Genomic DNA, 15,971 nt, shown 5'->3' on the forward strand with positions numbered 1-15,971 from the left:
AGCCCGGGGCCGCGCGGACCCGGGGCCGCGCGGAGAGTGGGCCCAGAGTAAAAAAGCCGCGCCCCCGAAGGGGCGCGGCTTGAGTTTAACGCAGCGCCTTCAGGCGCTGCGTTGAGCGTCAGGGCACGATGCAGACGCCGCCACCGCTGTTGCGCGCGCAGAGGCCGCTGCAGCAGTCGCTGCTGTAGACGCAGGACTCGCCGACGTTGTTGCAGACGGCCGCGCCGCAGAAGCCCTGCTCACAGGTGAGCGGAGCGCAGCAGTCGCTGCTCTCGGAGCAGGCGTCGTCGAGGCTGGAGCAGACCGGCTCGGGCTCGGGGTCGGTGTCGGCATCCGGCTGCGGGTCAACGTCGCCGGGGGTGCCGGTGTCGCCGGCGTCGGGATCCGGGTCGGCGGGATCGGGGTCGGGGTCGGGATCTACGACGGGGATCTCGCAAACATCGCCGGAGCGCAGGACCTGGCGGTCGTAGTGGATGGCGACCGGGGCGGTGATTTGAATCTCGTTGGCGAAGAGGCCCCCGAAGATCTCGACGTTATCGACGATCTGGATGCGGCCCGGGTAGGCGTAGATGAAGCCGCCGACGAGCACATCGCTGGTGATCTGGAGACGCTCTCCGCTGATGTAGAAGCGGGTGTTGGCCGGGTAGTTGGCCGAGCCCAGCTCCATGCCGCTGGCGTTGATGGCGCCGTCGATAAAGACGTCGAGTTCGGCGTCGGGGGCGGCTTTGATCACCAGGCGGCCGGCGTCGACATCGCCGCCGATGAAGAGGGCGGTGCGGCCGGTGGCGTAGATGACCAGCTCACCGCCGACGCTGATGCCGTCGAGGTAGTACTGACCGCAGGGGAGCTCCAGGCGGTTGTAGTTGCTGCCCATCAGTGCGTTGGGCTGCAGGCCGATGACGTCGTTGTCGTTGAAGGTAGAGCGTTGGGCGACCAGCGCTTCGACCGGCACGCGCTCATCTTCGGTGCAGCCACAGGGGTCGGGGACCGAGACGGGGGCGCGGACGAGATCGTTGTAGGAGACGCCGCCGCCGATGATGCCGGATTGGGGGATGGTCAGGCGCTTGTCGATGGCGATGGAGCCCCCGATCGAGTGGGCGATGAAGGCGCTTTCGTTGACGGTGGTGAGCGCGGAGCTGGAGGCGTTCGGTCCGCCCACGTGCAGCTCGCCGCGGATGGTGTTTTGTGCGGCGTTAAAGCCCATGGAGCCGTTGGGTCCCAACCAGACCGAGCCGCCGACGTCGACGAAGCTGTTGGTGTTGAAGTCGCCGTTGGAGCCGACGCTTCCGCCCAGGGAGCCGGGCAGGTAGGGGCCTTCGCGGCTGTCGAAGGCGTCGGTGGTCAGGCCGGCGGTGAAGCGGGAGTCGCTGCAGGAGCACATGGCCCAGCGGAAGGTCTCTTCGGCGACGTCGCCGGCGCAGAGATCACCGTCAACTTCATCGAAGCGGATCGGGGGGCCTCCACCAGCACAGAAGTCGGGCTCTTCAAAGGTGAGGGCGGGGACGCAGGCGCTTTCGACGCAGCCTTCGCCTTCGCCGCATGCGATACCGCATCCGCCGCAGTGGTTGTTATCGGTCTGGAAGTCGACGCAGGCGCGATCGCAGATGTTTTCGCCGGGGCGGCACTCTTGCATGCAGAAGCCGCCGGAGCAGGCTTCGTTTTCGCCGCAGACGTTGCCGCATCCACCGCAGTTATCCGGGTCTACCTTGGGGCTGGTGCAGACCTCGTCGCAGATCAGCTGGTACTCGCCAGCGCAGGCAAAGAGATCCGGGTCTTCGACGGGTTCGGTGGGGTTGGTCGGTTCGTCGCCCCCGTCGGGGGTGTCGCCCCCGTCGCCGCCATCGGGGACCTCGCCACCGCCATCGTTGGTGTCGGGGCCGCCATCGTTGGTGTCGCCGGGATCTCCCGAATCGTCGGGGCCGCCCGAGTCCGGGAGCGAGGTATCACCCTCGTCGGGACCGCCTTTGGGGTCGTCGGAGCAAGCGACTGCGCCGAGGGTGAGCATCAGAGAACAGCATAAAGTCAATGCGGAACGTCGCGTCATCATTGGATCTCTCCTGCGCGTAGCGTCGAGCGAACTTCCAGGGGGCAAGATGTTAGACAAGGTGTCTGGGGGTATGTTGGCGCAAATGCAAAGGGATCACAACGGGGAGGTGCACCGGATGTTGTAACAAATGGTATAATGTAGAAGGGCTATGTGTCGGAAGTTGCCGGGTTTTTTTCGAGCGCGCCCTGGTTGTTATATTCAAGAGGTGGTGTAAGGCGGTCGGTTGATTCGGTGTGGCGAGGCGATCATGGGTGAAGAGGGAGCAAGCCCGGGAATGCTGCTGGTGGGGCTGCTGAGCGCGCTGCCCGGCTGGGGGTGGGCGGCGCTGCTCAGCGGCGTGCTGGGGGCGTTGTCGCTGTGGTGGGCCTGGCGGCTGGCGCGCGCGCGCCGTCAGGGCGCGCAGGCTCAGGAGGTGGCACAGGCGCTGGCGGCGAGCCCGGAGCCTGGCGAGGGGGCGCGGGCTACGGGGGAGGTCGCCTGGCGAAGCGTCAGCGAAGGGGTGAGGGGGGAGGTCGCGACGACGGAGGGACACTCCGGGGAGCTGCTGGTGGGGCTGGCCAGCGAGGTGCGGGTGTGTCCGGGGTGTCAGCGCACCTTTCCGGCGATCTTTGAGCGCTGTCCTTACGATGGTCAGGCCCTGGAGCGGGGGGAGGCGTCGGCGGAGCGGGCCCGGGGGCGGTGCAGCTGCGCGCGTTGTGGGCGGCGTTACGAGGCCGGGGCGGCCTATTGCCCGGTCGACGGGTTGGCGTTGAGTCGGCTGCCGGCGAGTCGGGGGTCGGTGAACGCGCGCTTTCGGGTCTGTCGCACGTGCGGTTATGAGGCGCATGGCGAGGAGCAAACCTGTCCGGAGGATGGTCATCCCCTGGTGCCTCTGGAGTCGCCGGAGCGGGCGGAGATTGCGCCGACGGTGCCCCTGATGCGCTGTCGGCGTTGTGGGCGTTATGGCCAGGCCGGTCAGGTGCGCTGCGAGGTGGATGACACCTTGATGATGCCCGAACTCAACGTGCGTCTGACCGCGTTTCCGCCCACCGGGTTTGGCGTGCGGCGCAAGGTCTGCACGCGCTGCGGGGTGCAGTACTCGGGGCGCTGCGAGTTCTGCAGCTACGATGGCGAGCCCCTGGTGGGGATGAACTAGGGGCCGGCGTTGAAGTGCAGCGGGGAGATCGGGTAGCGTCGCCGTGACAAGCGTTCTGACAAACATGTGAATGAAGCGAAGGAGTGCGGTGATGCGCAAACGCCTGGTGGTATGTGCCGCGATGGTCGGCACGGGGATGATGTTGGTGGGAGGGGCAGCCTGGGCCTGTTCGGTGGCGTGTCCGGGAGGGGAGCAGGGATTTTCGCTGGCCGGGGCCACGGTGCCGGCCAACATCAGCGCCGGGGTGTACGCGGCCAGCTACGATGGGACGGCCCCGACTAACCTGCAGCTCTTTAATGTGAACAGCGGCGAAGAGGTGCCGATTGCGGTGCAATCGGTGGCGTTGCCCGGTCGTGAGGAACGCTGGTTTTACGTGTACTTCAACGGGGAGCTCACCCCCGGGGAGAGCTATCGCCTGGCGCCGGGCGCGGAGTGCGATCTCTCGGAGTTGCCGGAGTTCGTGTTTGATGTGGTCGAGGAAGCGCCCTTGCCGCAGAGCCTGGGGACGCTGAAGCTCTCGGAGCCCGAGAGCGGGGAGCTGACCGTGATGGCCGACGGTTCGTGCTCGGAGGAGATCGCGGCGACCTGGGTGGAGGTGGAGGTGGAGCTCAGCGCCGAGGCTGAGCCCTGGGCCGACGCGCTCTTTTTTGAGACGCGGGTGGAGGGGCAGCGCTGGTCACCGATGAGCGGGGTTGGCGAGGAGCGCGTGCCCGGATCCAGCTGGGTGGGGCGCGGGTTTGATCGCGTGTTCACCAGCTGTGATACCGAGAGCGCCGGCGCGTTGGGAGGCGTGGAGGCTGGCGAGGTCAACGTGATGATGGCGGCCTTTTTGCCGGGCAGCGACTTTCAGGCGGTGGCCGGCGATGGCGATGTGGTCTTGAACTGCGAGGCGCCCGTGCCGGGTACTCCCGGAGGCGACGACAACGGCGGGGGCGGAGATACCACCGATGGCGAGCGCATCGACGATGATGGGAGCGAGGTGCCGGAAGAGAGCGGGTGCGCGCAGGCGCCGGTGGACGGTGCTCCCAGCCTGGGGTGGTTGCTCGGGGCGCTGGGGCTGGCGGCGTTTCGGGCGCGGCGCTCGGAGTACCTGCACTGAGCGAGGGCGCCTGGCGTGGGCAGGTTGAGGCCGCGCGAAAGTAAAAAAGCTCCCCGAAAGGGGAGCTTTTTTTGTGTCCGCAGGCCTGGCGGGGAATCGCCTGGCTCAGAAGAGGGTGGGGAGCGAGCGGGTGTAGGGCGGGTGAACCACGCCGGCCTCGGTGATGATGGCGGTGACCAGGTTGGCCGGGGTCACATCAAAGGCGGGGTGGGCCACGCCGACGCCCTCAGGGGCCATCTGACGCTCCCCGATATGCGAGACTTCGGCGGGATCGCGTTGCTCGATCTCGATGTCGTCGCCGCTCGCCGTGGAGAGGTCGATGGTGGAGAGGGGGGTGGCTACGTAGAAGGGGATGTTGTGGTGCTTGCAGAGCACGGCCAGCATGTAGGTGCCGATCTTGTTGGCGACGTCGCCGTTTCGGGCGATGCGGTCGGTGCCGACGATGACCGCGTCGACCTGGCCGAGCTTCATGAAGTGGGCGGCCATGGAGTCGGTGATGAGGGTGGCGTCGATGCCCTCCTGGACGCATTCCCAGGCGGTGAGGCGCGCGCCCTGCAGGTAGGGGCGGGTCTCATCGACCCAGACGTGGGTGAGTTTGCCCTGGGCGTGCAGCGCCCGGATCACCCCCAGCGCGGTGCCGTAGCCCCCGGTGGCCAGCGCGCCGGTGTTGCAGTGGGTCAGGATGCGGGTGGGGCCCTCGAAGAGAGCGGCGCCGAAGTTGCCCAGGCGCAGGTTGTTATCGCGGTCGTCCTGGAAGATGCGCTCGGCCTCGTCGAAGAGGGCGTCGGTGAGCGCGGCGTTGTCGGCGTCTTCGAGGCGCTCGGCCACCTGGCGGCAGCGCTCCAGGGCCCAGAAGAGGTTGACGGCGGTGGGACGTGTGCTGGCGAGCAGGTCGTGGAGGCGGCGCAGCTCGAGGGCGCGGCTGGTGTGTTCGCCGTCAAAGGCGCGCATCCCCAGGGCCATGCCAAAGGCCGCGGCGATGCCGATGGCCGGGGCCCCGCGGATGACCATGTCGCGGATGCCCCTGGCGACCTCTTCGGCGCTGTGGAGCGTCTGCCAGTATTCCTCGGTGGGGAGGCGGCGCTGGTCGAGCATCCGGAGGGTTCCGGAGGCACGGTCGCCCTCCCATTTCAGAGGCACGACGTTGGAGGCGATGGCATCAGTCATGGAGTCGCTCCCGGAGGATGGTGGTCAGCAGTTGAGGGTCGGGTTTCTGGGGGGCGGCGTTCATGGCCTGGCCCACAAAGAAGCCCAAAAGTTTTGTTTTCCCATCGCGGTAGGCCTGCACCTGGTCGGGGTGGCTGGCGAGTACGCGGTCGACCAGGGCGCGTAGCGCTTCGGGGTCGCGACATTGCCGCAAACCCAGGCGCTCGACAACGGCGAAAGGGTCGTGCCCGGTGGCGGCGACCTCTTTTGCCAGGGTGTCGGCGCCGGTGGCGCTCAGGGTCTGGTGAAGCTGCAGGGCGGCGATGCTGGTGAGCTGGGCCGGGGTGATCTGGAGATCGCGCACCCGACTCAGGCCGCGCTCGGGTGCCAGGCAAGCGAGCAGGCTCTGCACCAGGAGGTTGGCCAGGATGGTGGCAAAGGCCGGGAGCCGCTCGTCGGGGAGCTCGGGGGGGCGTTGAGCGAGCGCGTCTTCAAAGAAGTCGGCGCGGGAGGGGGAGTCGCAGATCGTGCTGGCGAGGTCGGCGCTGAGCTCCAGGGTGCGCGCCAGGCGTTGCTCGCGGGCGTCGGGGTGTTCGGGGTGGGCGGCGCGCAGCTCGGCGATGCGTTTGGGGGTGAGGTGCAGGGGCGGGAGATCGGGATCGGGGAGGTAGCGGTAATCCACCGAGGCTTCTTTGGCGCGCAGCGCAAAGGTCTGGCCACGGCGCGGGTCGTAGGCGCGGGTCTGGGGCGTTAGGGGAGTGCCAGCCTGGAGAGCGTCGATGTGGCGATCGATCTCAAGGGTGAGGGCCTCGCGCACGAAGCGAAAGGAGTTGAGGTTTTTGAGCTCGCAGCGCACCCCGGGGGCCGGGTCGCCGGCCGGGCGTACCGAGACGTTGGCGTCAAAGCGCATGGAGCCCTCCTGGAGGTTGCCGTCGCCGATCTCGAGCCAGACCAGCAGGCGATGGAGGGTGCGCAGGGCGCGCTCCACATCCAGGGGGCAGTGGAGGGCCGGGGCGGTGACGATTTCGATGAGGGGGGTGCCGGCGCGGTTGAGGTCGACCAGGGTGTGGTCGGGCAGGCGCTCGTGGAGGGAGCGTCCGGCGTCTTCTTCGAGGTGGATGCGCTCCAGGGGGAGGCGCGCCGGGGAGCCGTCCTGGCGCGTAAAGGGCAGCGCGCCGCCGCGGCAGATGGGGTGGCTCTGCTGGGTGAGCTGATAGCCCTTTGGGAGGTCGGGGTAGAGGTAGTGTTTGCGGTCGAAGCGGCTCCAGGGCTGCAGCTCGCAGCCCAGGGCGATGCCGGCGCGGATGGCCAGATCGACGGCCTGGTCGTTGAGGCGCGGGAGGGTGCCGGGCAGGCCCAGATCGTAGGGGGTGAGCAGGCTGTTGGGAGCCTGGTCGGTGCGCGCGGGCAGGGGGCCGGCGCTGAAGAGACGGGTGCGGGTGAGGAGTTGGCAGTGAATCTCCAGGCCGATGTCGGCCTGCCAGCGGGTGGTGTCGTAGGTGGTCATCATCGTCCTGGCGCGGGGGAGGCTGGCGAGGCGGGGAGAGGCCGGGCATCGATGAGGTCTTCGAGCGTCCGGGCGATGGCGAGGAGGTGGCGGTCGCCCCGGTGGGCGCCGATGAGTTGGAGGCCAAAGCTCAGGCGTTGCTCGGTGTGGCCCAGGGGGAGCGAGAGGGCGGGCAGGCCGGCGAGGTTGGCCGGGATGGTGAAGCGATCCCGGCGGTGATCGTGGGTCAGGGGGGCGTCCTGGCGCGGGGGGAGTTCGGGGGAGGTCGGGGTGAGGAGGGCGTCGACCCGGGTGAGCGCGGCGGTGAGTTCGGTGTGGATGAGGGCGCGGGCCTGGCGAGCCCGGCGCAGGTGGGGCGCGTCGCCGGCCAGGAGGTAGGTGCCGGTGAGGATGCGGCGGCGGACCTCGGGGCCGAGCAAGAGGGTGCGGGTCTGGCGTGCCAGGTCGTCAAAAGAGGCCGGGGTGTCGGCGGCGGTGATCGGAGCCCGGCGGCCAAAGCGCAGACCGTCGAAGCGGGCCATGTTGGAGGCGGCCTCGGCCGTGGCGAGTGCGATGTAGGCGGGGGTGGCGAGCTCCAGGTGTGGGGAGGCGACGTCGACCAGGGTGTGGCCGGCCTGACGCAGCCGGTCGAGGAGCTGCTCAAAGGCGCGGGCGATGCTCGGGTGCAGCGTGGCGTGGGCGATGAACTCGGTGGGGATGCCCAGTCGGAGCGCGGGGCCCGCGGGGGCCGGCGCGGGCGGGCCGGGGGGCAGCGAGGTGGGATCGAGGGGGTCGAGGCCGGCCAAAAGCTCAAAGAGGAGCGCGGCGTCGGCCACCGAGTGGGTGAGCAGGCCCACGTGGTCCAGGCTGGAGGCCAGGGCGATGAGTCCGTGGCGACTCAGCATCCCATACGTCGGTTTAAAGCCGACGATCCCGCAGAAGCTCGCTGGCAGGCGCAGGCTGCCGCCGGTGTCGCTGCCCAGGGCGGCCGGAAGCCAGCCGGCGGCCACCGCGGCGGCCGACCCGCTGGAGGAGCCGCCCGGGCTGTGGTCGGCGCTGTGGGGGTGGCGCGTGGGTTTGAAGGCCGAGAGCCTGCCGGTGTCGCCCATGGCGAATTCGTCGAGGTTGGTTTTGGCGACGATGCAGGCGCCGGCCCTGCGCAGCCGGGCGACGCAGGTGGCGTCGAAGGGGGGCTGAAAGCCTTCGAGGTGCCGAGAGCCCGCGGTGGTGGGGAGATCGGCGGTGCAGAGGTTGTCCTTGATGCCGATCGGGAGGCCCTGCAGGGGAGGAGCGGGTTCGCCGGGGGCCGGGGAGACCCGGGGGAAGGTGGCGGGGTCGGCCGAGGCCAGCAGGGCGCCGAGGGGGTCGTGTCGGGCCTGCGCGAAGAAGTGGGCGCAGGGGGCGGGCAGGGCGCGCCACTGATCGAAGGTGCGGGGAGCGGTCATGGTCGGGTGGGCCGGGGGGAGCGTCAGGAGTCGTCGGAGAGCACGCGAGGAAGCGCGAAGAAGCCCTGGTGGGCGTGCGGGGCGTTGGCCAGCGCGGCCTCGGTGGTGAGCGGGGTGTTGGGGGTGTCGGGGCGCTCGGTAAGCGGCGTGTCGCTCCAGGGAGCGCGCTCTTTGAGAGAGGTGGGACCGGCGTCGAGCGCGGCCAGCGGCGCGAGGGCGTCTTCCAGGCGCTTTAGGTGCGCGTCGAGCGCGTCGTCGGGAGTCGGGTGGAGGCTGGCGAGGAGGTAGAGTCGGTCAGGGGGCATCGGACGACCCGGGGAGGGGAAGGGACGTGGACTTGTCGGTGTTGGCACTCGGGTTACTATCGCGGCATGACGTCGAAGACCAACCTGAACAAAAGGACGAGTGATGGGCAAGGCGAAGAAGGTTCAGTGGCGAGTGGGTGGGGCGGTGCTGGTGGCGACGATCGCGGCCTGCGCCCCGGCGATGAGCAGCGCGTTTGATGATATCAGCGCCAGCGAGATTCAGGACCTGCGGCGCCAGGGCAGCGGCACTGGCGAGCTGAGCGTGCAGGTGAAGATCGAGGCCGAGGCCGAGCGGCCCGGTGCCACCGCGCAGGACTTTGAGACCGAGGTCGAGGTCCGGGTGCTGCGCGCTGGCGTGCCGGTGCGCGATGCCGTGGTGACGCTCTCGGCCTACGAGGGGCCGGAGTGGACGCTGGAGCGGGATGACGATGGGGAGTACGAGGGTGAGGTCCGCGGCTATCACCGCGCCTACCGCGTCGACGTCGTCGCCGGCGGCGACCGGGTCGAGGGGGTTTACCTGGCCGGGCCCGCACTCCACCAGATCACGTCGCCGCAGCCGGGGTTGCGCGTGGGTGGCGAGCAGGCGGTGGAGCTGACGTGGCAGGCCGAGGGCGACGCCGATGAGACCTGGGTTGATGGCGAGGCGTTTGACGATGTGCAGGTGAGCGGGGCGATGCGTTACGTGGTGGAGCCGGCGCAGCTGGAGCGTGAGCTTCACGAGGTGGAGGATAACGAGTTTGAGGTGGTGCGTCTGAATCGCATGGCGATCGAGGGCGGAGCGCCGGGCTCGGAGATCACCATCGCCGTCAAGCAGGAGGTCGAGGTGTTGGTGGAGCCCGCTTCGCCCTGATGAGCGTGCGTGACGTGTGCGATTAAAAAAGCCCCGGCGCTTATGCGTCGGGGCTTTTTTTGTGGGGCTGGTGGGTCAGGGGGTGAAGCGGCCCAGGGTGAGCCCGAGCCCCAGGTGGGCGACGGGGGCGCAGGCGCTCAGCAGCAAGAGTGCGCTGAGGGCCAGGAGAACGAGGCGATGCAACACCATAAAAAGAGCATCCGGAGAGAGGCATATACATCAGGGAAGGCCGGGCCCCGGCGCGTGCGCGCCGGGGCGCCGAGGATAGCAAGTTCGCCGGTGAAAGGTCAGCTCTCGGAGGCCGGGGCCCGACCGGTCAAGAGTTGCAGGGCGCGGAAGAGGTCGGTGCGGGTGATGATGCCCAGAAAGGGGCCTCCGGAGGGGCGCACGAGCACCCGGGGGGACTCCTGACGCGACATCATCTCCAGGAGCTCCGAGGCCGAGGCGTCGGGATCGATGCTCTCGGGCAGGTCGCTCATATGCTCGGCGATGGTGTCCTCGGGGGCGGCGCGCTGGAGGTTGTTGAGAGTGATCAGGCCCAGGAACGAGCCGCTCTCATCGTGCACCGGGTAGGCATGGCGCGCGTCACGGAGCATGCGTTTGAGGAGCACTTCGACGGGCATTTCGGCGGGGACCGACTCGATGGGGGAGCTCATCAGGGCGCTCACCGGGACGTTGCGCAGCAGGTCGTCGGCGAGCTCAAAGCGGGCCTCGGCGGCCACGGCGATGTAGACGAAGACGGCGATGAGGATCAGGAAAATGTTGAGGCTCAAAAGCCCGAAGATGCCCAGAATGATGGCGAGCACGCGGCTGATCGTGGCGGCGATCTGGGTGGCGCGGGGGCGGTCCATGCGCAGGGCCAGCAGCGAGCGCAGCACGCGCCCGCCGTCCAGGGGCAGGGCGGGGATGAGGTTGAAGGTGGCCAGGGCCACGTTCATGAAGGTGGTGTAGGCCACCACAAAGTAGAGGGCACCCCAGTCGGTGGGGATGAGCAAGAGGGCCAGGGCGCCCAGGGCTGCCAGGGCGAAGCTGGTGATGGGGCCGGCGATGGCTACCAGGGCCTCGGCGCCGCGCTGCCGGGGGATTTTTTTGAAGTGGGCCATGCCCCCCAAAAGCCACAGGGTGATGCGTTCGGTCTCCACGCCGAAGCGTCGGGCGACGAGGGCGTGGCCGAGCTCGTGGATGACGACGCTGATAAAGAGGGCCACCGCGGCGATCAGGCCCAGTACGTAGGGGAGGAGACCCTGGTCGAGGGCGTCGGCATCGATGGGGAGCCCGACCAGGTCGATGAAGGGGACGAGCTGGTTGCCGATGAGCCAGGCCAGGAGGGGCAGGATGAGGAGAAAGGTCAGATCGAGGTAGAGCGGAATGCCCAGCAGGCGAAAAGGCAGGCGCAGGGCGTGCTTGAACATCGTCGACTCCCGGGCCGAAGAAGGTCGTGTGAACTCAAGGCGAAGATCGGCACGGGGCGCCAACGCCCAACTTTTGGCGGCGCCTGTCTCGAAGGGGCGAATCGGCGGTGGGCCAGTATGGATGCGCCTGAACGCGAGTATTTTAAATTGAAGTAGGGTCGATCAGGAGGTGATCGCGTGTGGTTTAAATTGAAGGAAGGTCGATCAGGCGCTGATCGCGTCTCTCTGCAGCGTGGCGACACGCGATCAGGTGCTGATCGCGTGTGGTTGAGATTGAAGGAAGAGTGATCAGGAGGTGATCGAGCAATTTTTAATCTGAAGGAAGGTCGATCAGGAGGTGATCGGGCAATTTTTATTCTGAAGAAAGGGCGATCAGGAGGTGATCGCGTCTCTCTGCAGCGTGGCGACGCGCGATCAGGAGGTGATCGCGTCTCTCTGCAGCGTGGCGACACGAGAACAGGAGGTGATCGCGTCTCTCTGCAGCGTGGCGACACGAGAACAGGAGGTGATCGCGCGAGGTTTAAATTGAAGGAAGGTCGATCAGGAGGTGATCGGGCAAATTTTAATCTGGAGAAAGGTCGATCAGGAGGTGATCGCGTCTCTCTGCAGCGTGGCGACGCGCGATCAGGAGGTGATCGCGTCTCTCTGCAGCGTGGCGACACGAGATCAGGAGGTGATCGCGCGAGGTTTCGCCGGCGAGGAGGTCGATCGGGTGCTGGGGAGATCGTCTTTAGAACTGGCCGATGACGCCGGCGCCGGCGCTGGCCGGGATACGAAAGCTCAGCCCGATGCTGATCGCGCTGTAGCCCGGCTGCGTCAGTCCGCGGGTCGCCTCCACAAAAAGCCCGTAGGCGTCCTCGCCATAGCTCAGGGAGCTGCCGCAGAAGAAGGACCCATCGGAGCGGGCCTCGCATTCCGAACTCACCGCGTCCGTAAAACTCGCCGACTCCAGAGTCAGGCGCAGGCCGAGCGAGGGGCCGCGCCCGACCCCCTCGCCGGCGAAGCGGTAGGCGGGCCGCGCGCTCACGATCAAACGCAGCGCGCGGCGGCCCCCGAAGGTGCCGCCCCCCTCGGTGCGCACAAGGGGGATGTAGCTTAAGTCAAGATGCGGGCCGTGGGCGGCCAGCGGATCGGCAAATAGAACATGCGCGCTGTAGCCCACGCCCGCATCAAAGCGGCGCGCCCCCTGACCGTGAATCATCTGCAAGGGGTTGGCCGTGAGGGCCAGGGGCATGGAGATGCGGGCGTCGCGCTCGGGGAGCCCGGCGCTGGCGCCCACGCCGATCTCCATCTGCATGGGAGGGGTGACCCAGGCCACGGGCAGGCAGCCCGCGCTGAAGGTCAGGAGGGTGGCAAGGGCGAGTAGGCTGGCGAGTCGGAGGGGGCGCAAAGACAGCTCGGGGCGATGCGAAGGGGATGACGGGGTTACGAGGGGGAGCCTGCCCGCAACTCGCCAGATTGTCACGCGGTAGCTCGCTTTGTTATGCGTCAGCTCCACGGAGGCGTGGGTGATGAATTTAAACCCGAGGGTGAACGATGTTTGAGCGACGACTGGACGAACGCGTGGCGCTGAGATTGCTGCAGGTCAGTGACAAAGAGGAGCTTTTCGAGGTGGTCGACCGGGAGCGCGAGGAGCTGCGGCGCTGGCTCCCCTGGGTTGACGCCATCACGAGCGTCGATGATTACGACGGGTACATTCGCTCCACCCTCACGCAGCTGGCCGAGGGCAATGGTTTTCAGGCGGCGATCACCGTGGAGGGGCAGATCGCGGGGATGATCGGGGTGCACGGCGTCGACCGCGCCAATGCGAGCACCTCGATCGGCTACTGGCTCAGCTCGGCCTACCGTGGGGAGGGCATCATGACGCGGGCCACCGCCGAGGTGCTGCGCTGGGCGTTTGAGGATGAGGGGCTGGAGCGGGTTGAGGTGCGCTGCGGGCGCGAGAACCTGGCCAGCCGCAAGGTGGTCGAGCGCCTGGGGCTTGTGGAGGAGGGGGTGCTGCGGCGCGCCGAGCGTCTGGTCGATGGGTGGACCGATCTGGTGGTCTATTCGATGCTGCGCGATGAGTGGCAAGGCCAGACGCAGGGCGCGCGGGCTTAAAGGGGTTGGCGAGTAAGCCAGAGATCGGCGCCCTGGCGCTCGACGACCATGGCGAAGGGGGCGTCGGCGCGGCGCGCGCAGAAGGGGATGTCTTCGGAGAGGTACTCGGGGCGCGTGGGGTCGGCAAATTTCTGGGCGGCGCGGCACTCCCAGACCCGGCGGATGGCCTCCTCGTCGTCGGGGTGGGGGAGGTTGGCCTGGCGAGCGTGGATCCACTGCGCGGTGGCCAGGTCTTCGTCGCCCTCGGGGTGACTGGCCAGGATCTGGACGCGGGGGTTGGGGAGGTTGAGCGCGTCCAGGTAGTGGCGGGTGGACTTAAGGGTGCTGCCAGCGTTGGCCAGGCCGGTGACGAGCAAAAGACCCTTAAAGTCGTGGGCGGCGTGGGCCACGGCCTGCACGCCGTTGGAGGTCGTTAAGACCAGCGTGCGCCCCTGAAGGTCGGCGCGGGCGGTGAGCGCCGGGGAGTTTCCCAGGTCGAAGTCCGGCGGCTTGATGGCGTCGCGTTCCCCGGCCAGGAGCCAGTCCGGATGGGCGCGGGCTTGCTGGCGAGCCTGGTCGATGGAGGCGACCAGGAGGATCTGGCGCGCGCCGCGCTCAAAGGCGACCTGGGTGTGGGTGAAGGCGCGGATGGTGTCGATGACGATGCGCACCTGCGCCGGGCCCAGCGGAGGGCGATGGCCCTGAAAAATCGCGATGTCAGGCTGGATGCTCATAGGCCGAAGAAACCGTAGAAAAGGAGTCCGGAGCGCTCCCCGCCGGTGACCACGGCCATCGACGAGGAGATGAGGTGATGGGGGGCGTTAAGCTGGTCGTGAATCTCTTTGCGCTCCTCGGTGGAGAGGGCCTTCCAGGTCTCGAGGGTGTCGCGGTTGATGGCGCCGGTGATGAGCAGGAACTGGTTGGCCAGGGCGTCGGAGTAGGCCTTGCGTTCTTCTTCGGAGAGCTTGCTCGGGTCGAAGCCGGCGTCTTTGTGGGCGTCGACGATGATCTGGCGAAATTTTAAAAACTCGGGGCGCTGCTCGTCGTGATCCTTGAGGAGGGCGTCGGCGACGCTCTCGCTCCAGGGTTCTTTGCCGGCGTTGCGTTTGTTGCCCAGGGAGGTGACGCGGTGGATGAGGCGGAACTGGAGGAGGCGCTCTTCGAAGGCGCGTCCGCCGTGGGCGTCGATATGCTTGTTGAAGGCTACGCCCAGGGCCTGGCTACGGTCGAGGGTGCCCTTGACGGCGCGCATCTTTTTGAGGCCGGCCAGTACGCCGTCGCCGTCTTCTTCGAGTTTTTGGTTGGTGTCGAGCTGTTCGGTGATCTGGCGGACTTCGTTGGAGTTGGCCCAGTCGTCCATCGCCGCGATGTAGGCGCGGGCCTGCGAGGTGGAGATGGGGGTGTCGAGGGCGTCGAAGAGCTCTTCGAGGGTGCGCTCGTCGGAGGCGGTCGAGGCGTCGGCGGCGGTGGGGGTGTTGCCGGTCTGCTCGTTGATGCCGACGCCGGCGCCTTTGGGGTTATCGTCGCCCAGGTTCTCGACGGCGGCGAGGAGGGTGCCCAGGAGCCCGCCGCGTTGGTCGTCGGCCTGCTCGGAGTGCATGTGGTTGCCGTGGTGGTCGCCCATCATGTCGTTGGTGTTGAAGAAGAAGTAGCCCGCCCAGGCCAGGGCCAGGACGACGAGCACCAGGAGGAGGCAGCCACAGCCGGAGAGGAGGAGGAACCAGGGGACGCCGCTTTTTTTGACGGTGTCGGCGGTCACGGAGGCGGTGGGATCTGCGGAGAGATGAGGGCGCATCGAAAACTCCTGGTTGGCGAGGTGAAGGGCTGTGGTGAGCAGGGAGGGTTAGCGTTTGATCTGGTAGGAGGCCAGGGCGTCGTCGATGGCTGCGCTGGCTTCTTCGTAGCGATCCTGGCGGCCGCCGGCTTCGATGAGGTGAATGCGCTTCTCGGTGACAAAGAGGGCCAGGGTGTAGCGGTAGGGCGCGCCGTTCTGGTCGCGTCCAAACTCAAAGCGCAGGCCTTCTTCGCCGCTGGCCGCCTGCACCTCGGAGGTCGAAAGCAGCGCGTAGCCGCCGCGGGTGCGCATGCGCTCCATCACCGCCTGCTCCCAGAACGCCAGCGACGCCGGGGGCGCATCGGCGCTGCGCGACTCGCCGACCTCGAAGGTCTGCGCGCGCATGACCACGCCGTTGTGGGTCATGGCCACGTAATCGGCGGCGGTGTCTTTTGTTTTGGAGACCTCCACCATCTGATCGGGGGTGGTGATGTGGAAGTCGGCGCAGGCCACCGTGCTCAGGGCCGTGGCCAGCAGAGCGGCGTGCAGCAGTCGTCTCATTGGTGTGATCATCGCGTGGCCTCCGGGGCGCGCAAGAGCGACTCCAGGCCGAGCTCATTGAGCCAGGAGAAGGGCAAGAGGTAGTCGTCGGCGGGGAGCTCGGCGTGCTGACGCACCTGGAAGTGGATGTCGATGGTGGAGAGGGCAATCTGCTGGGAGAGGTTTTCGATCTGGGAGCGCAGCTGCTCGATCTCCTGGGTGAGGCGCGCGAGCTGGGCTTCGACGCGGAGGGTGTCCTCGACGGTCTGGGCGCGCTCCAGGATGGCGCTCATACGGGCGTGGACCTCCAGCGCGTTTTGCAGGCGGATGTTGAGGTCGCGGTAGGCCTCGGAGACGTCGTGGGCCTGCCACTGGGTGTGGGAGACTTCTCCCAGACGCGAGAGCTCGTCGAGGGCCTGGCGAAAGTGCTCGGCCGGGATGCGCAGGGTGAGCTGCTGGGTGGTGCGCCGGGAGGCGTAGCCCCCGAGGCGCTCGGTGAGAGCGAGGGCGGCCTGCTGGACGGTGTCGACCTGGTAGACGGCCATGTGCAGCGAGGCGGAGTAGACCAGCAGGCGTTGGGCGGGGGCCTGCTCAGCCGGTGCCGACTCGGAGGTCGTCCCGGCGCCCGGCCCGGGCGAAGCGCCGGTGGCCCG

General features: G+C 67.9%; 15 protein-coding genes. 4 read left to right on the top strand and 11 right to left on the bottom strand.

Annotated elements, in window-relative coordinates; translation table 11 throughout:
* Positions 1–118: 118 nt before the first annotated feature.
* A complete protein-coding gene (locus DL240_RS07410; protein ID WP_146618162.1) occupies positions 119–2,047 on the bottom strand; it encodes a DUF7305 domain-containing protein in 1,929 nt (642 codons plus the stop codon).
* Between the two features lie 247 nt (positions 2,048–2,294).
* Between DL240_RS07410 and DL240_RS07415 the strand changes: the two genes are divergently transcribed.
* A complete protein-coding gene (locus DL240_RS07415; protein ID WP_146618163.1) occupies positions 2,295–3,182 on the top strand; it encodes a UbiA family prenyltransferase in 888 nt (295 codons plus the stop codon).
* Positions 3,183–3,273: 91 nt separating this feature from the next.
* A complete protein-coding gene (locus DL240_RS07420; RefSeq protein WP_111729227.1) occupies positions 3,274–4,281 on the top strand; it encodes a hypothetical protein in 1,008 nt (335 codons plus the stop codon).
* A gap of 105 nt (positions 4,282–4,386) precedes the next feature.
* On the opposite strand, the gene mtnA is transcribed toward DL240_RS07420, so the two are convergent.
* The 4 genes from mtnA to DL240_RS07440 are packed head-to-tail and all read right to left on the bottom strand — an operon-like array spanning position 4,387 to position 8,663.
* On the bottom strand, positions 4,387–5,436 hold the full coding sequence (gene mtnA, locus DL240_RS07425) for an S-methyl-5-thioribose-1-phosphate isomerase (RefSeq protein WP_430673506.1): 1,050 nt from the start codon (positions 5,434–5,436) through the stop codon (positions 4,387–4,389).
* A 4-nt stretch (positions 5,437–5,440) separates the two neighbouring features.
* Positions 5,441–6,934, bottom strand: a complete 1,494-nt coding sequence (gene gatB, locus DL240_RS07430) for an Asp-tRNA(Asn)/Glu-tRNA(Gln) amidotransferase subunit GatB (RefSeq protein ID WP_158542425.1) — start codon at positions 6,932–6,934, stop codon at positions 5,441–5,443.
* On the bottom strand, positions 6,934–8,358 hold the full coding sequence (locus tag DL240_RS07435; RefSeq protein WP_111729230.1) for an amidase family protein: 1,425 nt from the start codon (positions 8,356–8,358) through the stop codon (positions 6,934–6,936). Before DL240_RS07435 ends, gatB begins: the two co-directional genes overlap by 1 nt.
* 23 nt (positions 8,359–8,381) lie before the next feature.
* Positions 8,382–8,663: an Asp-tRNA(Asn)/Glu-tRNA(Gln) amidotransferase subunit GatC gene (locus tag DL240_RS07440; protein ID WP_111729231.1), complete on the bottom strand. Its 282-nt coding sequence runs from the start codon at positions 8,661–8,663 to the stop codon at positions 8,382–8,384.
* 103 nt (positions 8,664–8,766) lie between these two features.
* Between DL240_RS07440 and DL240_RS07445 the strand changes: the two genes are divergently transcribed.
* Complete coding sequence (locus DL240_RS07445; protein WP_111729232.1) at positions 8,767–9,513, top strand: hypothetical protein; 747 nt, start codon at positions 8,767–8,769, stop codon at positions 9,511–9,513.
* Positions 9,514–9,800: 287 nt separating this feature from the next.
* On the opposite strand, the gene DL240_RS07450 is transcribed toward DL240_RS07445, so the two are convergent.
* Positions 9,801–10,925 (bottom strand): site-2 protease family protein, encoded by a 1,125-nt coding sequence (locus DL240_RS07450; RefSeq protein ID WP_111729233.1) that lies wholly within the window; start codon positions 10,923–10,925, stop codon positions 9,801–9,803.
* 730 nt (positions 10,926–11,655) lie between these two features.
* Entirely contained in the window at positions 11,656–12,315 is a 660-nt protein-coding gene (locus DL240_RS07455; protein WP_111729234.1) for a hypothetical protein, read from the bottom strand.
* A 146-nt stretch (positions 12,316–12,461) separates the two neighbouring features.
* Between DL240_RS07455 and DL240_RS07460 the strand changes: the two genes are divergently transcribed.
* The gene (locus tag DL240_RS07460; RefSeq protein ID WP_111729235.1) at positions 12,462–13,025 is read left to right on the top strand and encodes a GNAT family N-acetyltransferase; all 564 of its coding nucleotides are present in this window, start codon (positions 12,462–12,464) and stop codon (positions 13,023–13,025) included.
* Here DL240_RS07460 and DL240_RS07465 read toward each other — a convergent pair.
* From DL240_RS07465 to DL240_RS07480, 4 genes are all read right to left on the bottom strand, one after another.
* Complete coding sequence (locus DL240_RS07465; RefSeq protein ID WP_111729236.1) at positions 13,022–13,738, bottom strand: 2-phosphosulfolactate phosphatase; 717 nt, start codon at positions 13,736–13,738, stop codon at positions 13,022–13,024. The genes DL240_RS07460 and DL240_RS07465 overlap by 4 nt on opposite strands.
* Positions 13,735–14,799, bottom strand: coding sequence for a hypothetical protein (locus DL240_RS07470; protein ID WP_111729237.1), 1,065 nt, complete (start codon positions 14,797–14,799; stop codon positions 13,735–13,737). Before DL240_RS07470 ends, DL240_RS07465 begins: the two co-directional genes overlap by 4 nt.
* Positions 14,800–14,847: 48 nt before the next feature.
* The gene (locus DL240_RS07475) at positions 14,848–15,351 is read right to left on the bottom strand and encodes a hypothetical protein (protein ID WP_146618164.1); all 504 of its coding nucleotides are present in this window, start codon (positions 15,349–15,351) and stop codon (positions 14,848–14,850) included.
* Positions 15,348–15,971: DUF4349 domain-containing protein (locus tag DL240_RS07480; RefSeq protein ID WP_111729239.1), on the bottom strand; the 624-nt coding region annotated here is incomplete at its 5' end. The genes DL240_RS07475 and DL240_RS07480, both read right to left, overlap by 4 nt.

The sequence above is a fragment of the Lujinxingia litoralis genome (genome assembly GCF_003260125.1).
Lineage (GTDB): Bacteria > Myxococcota_A > Bradymonadia > Bradymonadales > Bradymonadaceae > Lujinxingia > Lujinxingia litoralis.

What these genes read in the sequence shown, in the direction of transcription:
- DL240_RS07470 (WP_111729237.1), bottom strand. Translation starts at nt 14,799, where the DNA reads ATGCGCCCTCATCTCTCCGCAGATCCCACCGCCTCCGTGACCGCCGAC.
- DL240_RS07465 (WP_111729236.1), bottom strand. Translation starts at nt 13,738, where the DNA reads ATGAGCATCCAGCCTGACATCGCGATTTTTCAGGGCCATCGCCCTCCG.
- gatB (WP_158542425.1), bottom strand. Translation starts at nt 6,934, where the DNA reads ATGACCACCTACGACACCACCCGCTGGCAGGCCGACATCGGCCTGGAG.
- DL240_RS07420 (WP_111729227.1), top strand. Translation starts at nt 3,274, where the DNA reads ATGCGCAAACGCCTGGTGGTATGTGCCGCGATGGTCGGCACGGGGATG.
- DL240_RS07445 (WP_111729232.1), top strand. Translation starts at nt 8,767, where the DNA reads ATGGGCAAGGCGAAGAAGGTTCAGTGGCGAGTGGGTGGGGCGGTGCTG.
- DL240_RS07450 (WP_111729233.1), bottom strand. Translation starts at nt 10,925, where the DNA reads ATGTTCAAGCACGCCCTGCGCCTGCCTTTTCGCCTGCTGGGCATTCCG.
- DL240_RS07415 (WP_146618163.1), top strand. Translation starts at nt 2,295, where the DNA reads ATGGGTGAAGAGGGAGCAAGCCCGGGAATGCTGCTGGTGGGGCTGCTG.
- DL240_RS07440 (WP_111729231.1), bottom strand. Translation starts at nt 8,663, where the DNA reads ATGCCCCCTGACCGACTCTACCTCCTCGCCAGCCTCCACCCGACTCCC.
- DL240_RS07410 (WP_146618162.1), bottom strand. Translation starts at nt 2,047, where the DNA reads ATGATGACGCGACGTTCCGCATTGACTTTATGCTGTTCTCTGATGCTC.
- DL240_RS07435 (WP_111729230.1), bottom strand. Translation starts at nt 8,358, where the DNA reads ATGACCGCTCCCCGCACCTTCGATCAGTGGCGCGCCCTGCCCGCCCCC.
- DL240_RS07460 (WP_111729235.1), top strand. Translation starts at nt 12,462, where the DNA reads ATGTTTGAGCGACGACTGGACGAACGCGTGGCGCTGAGATTGCTGCAG.
- DL240_RS07475 (WP_146618164.1), bottom strand. Translation starts at nt 15,351, where the DNA reads ATGATCACACCAATGAGACGACTGCTGCACGCCGCTCTGCTGGCCACG.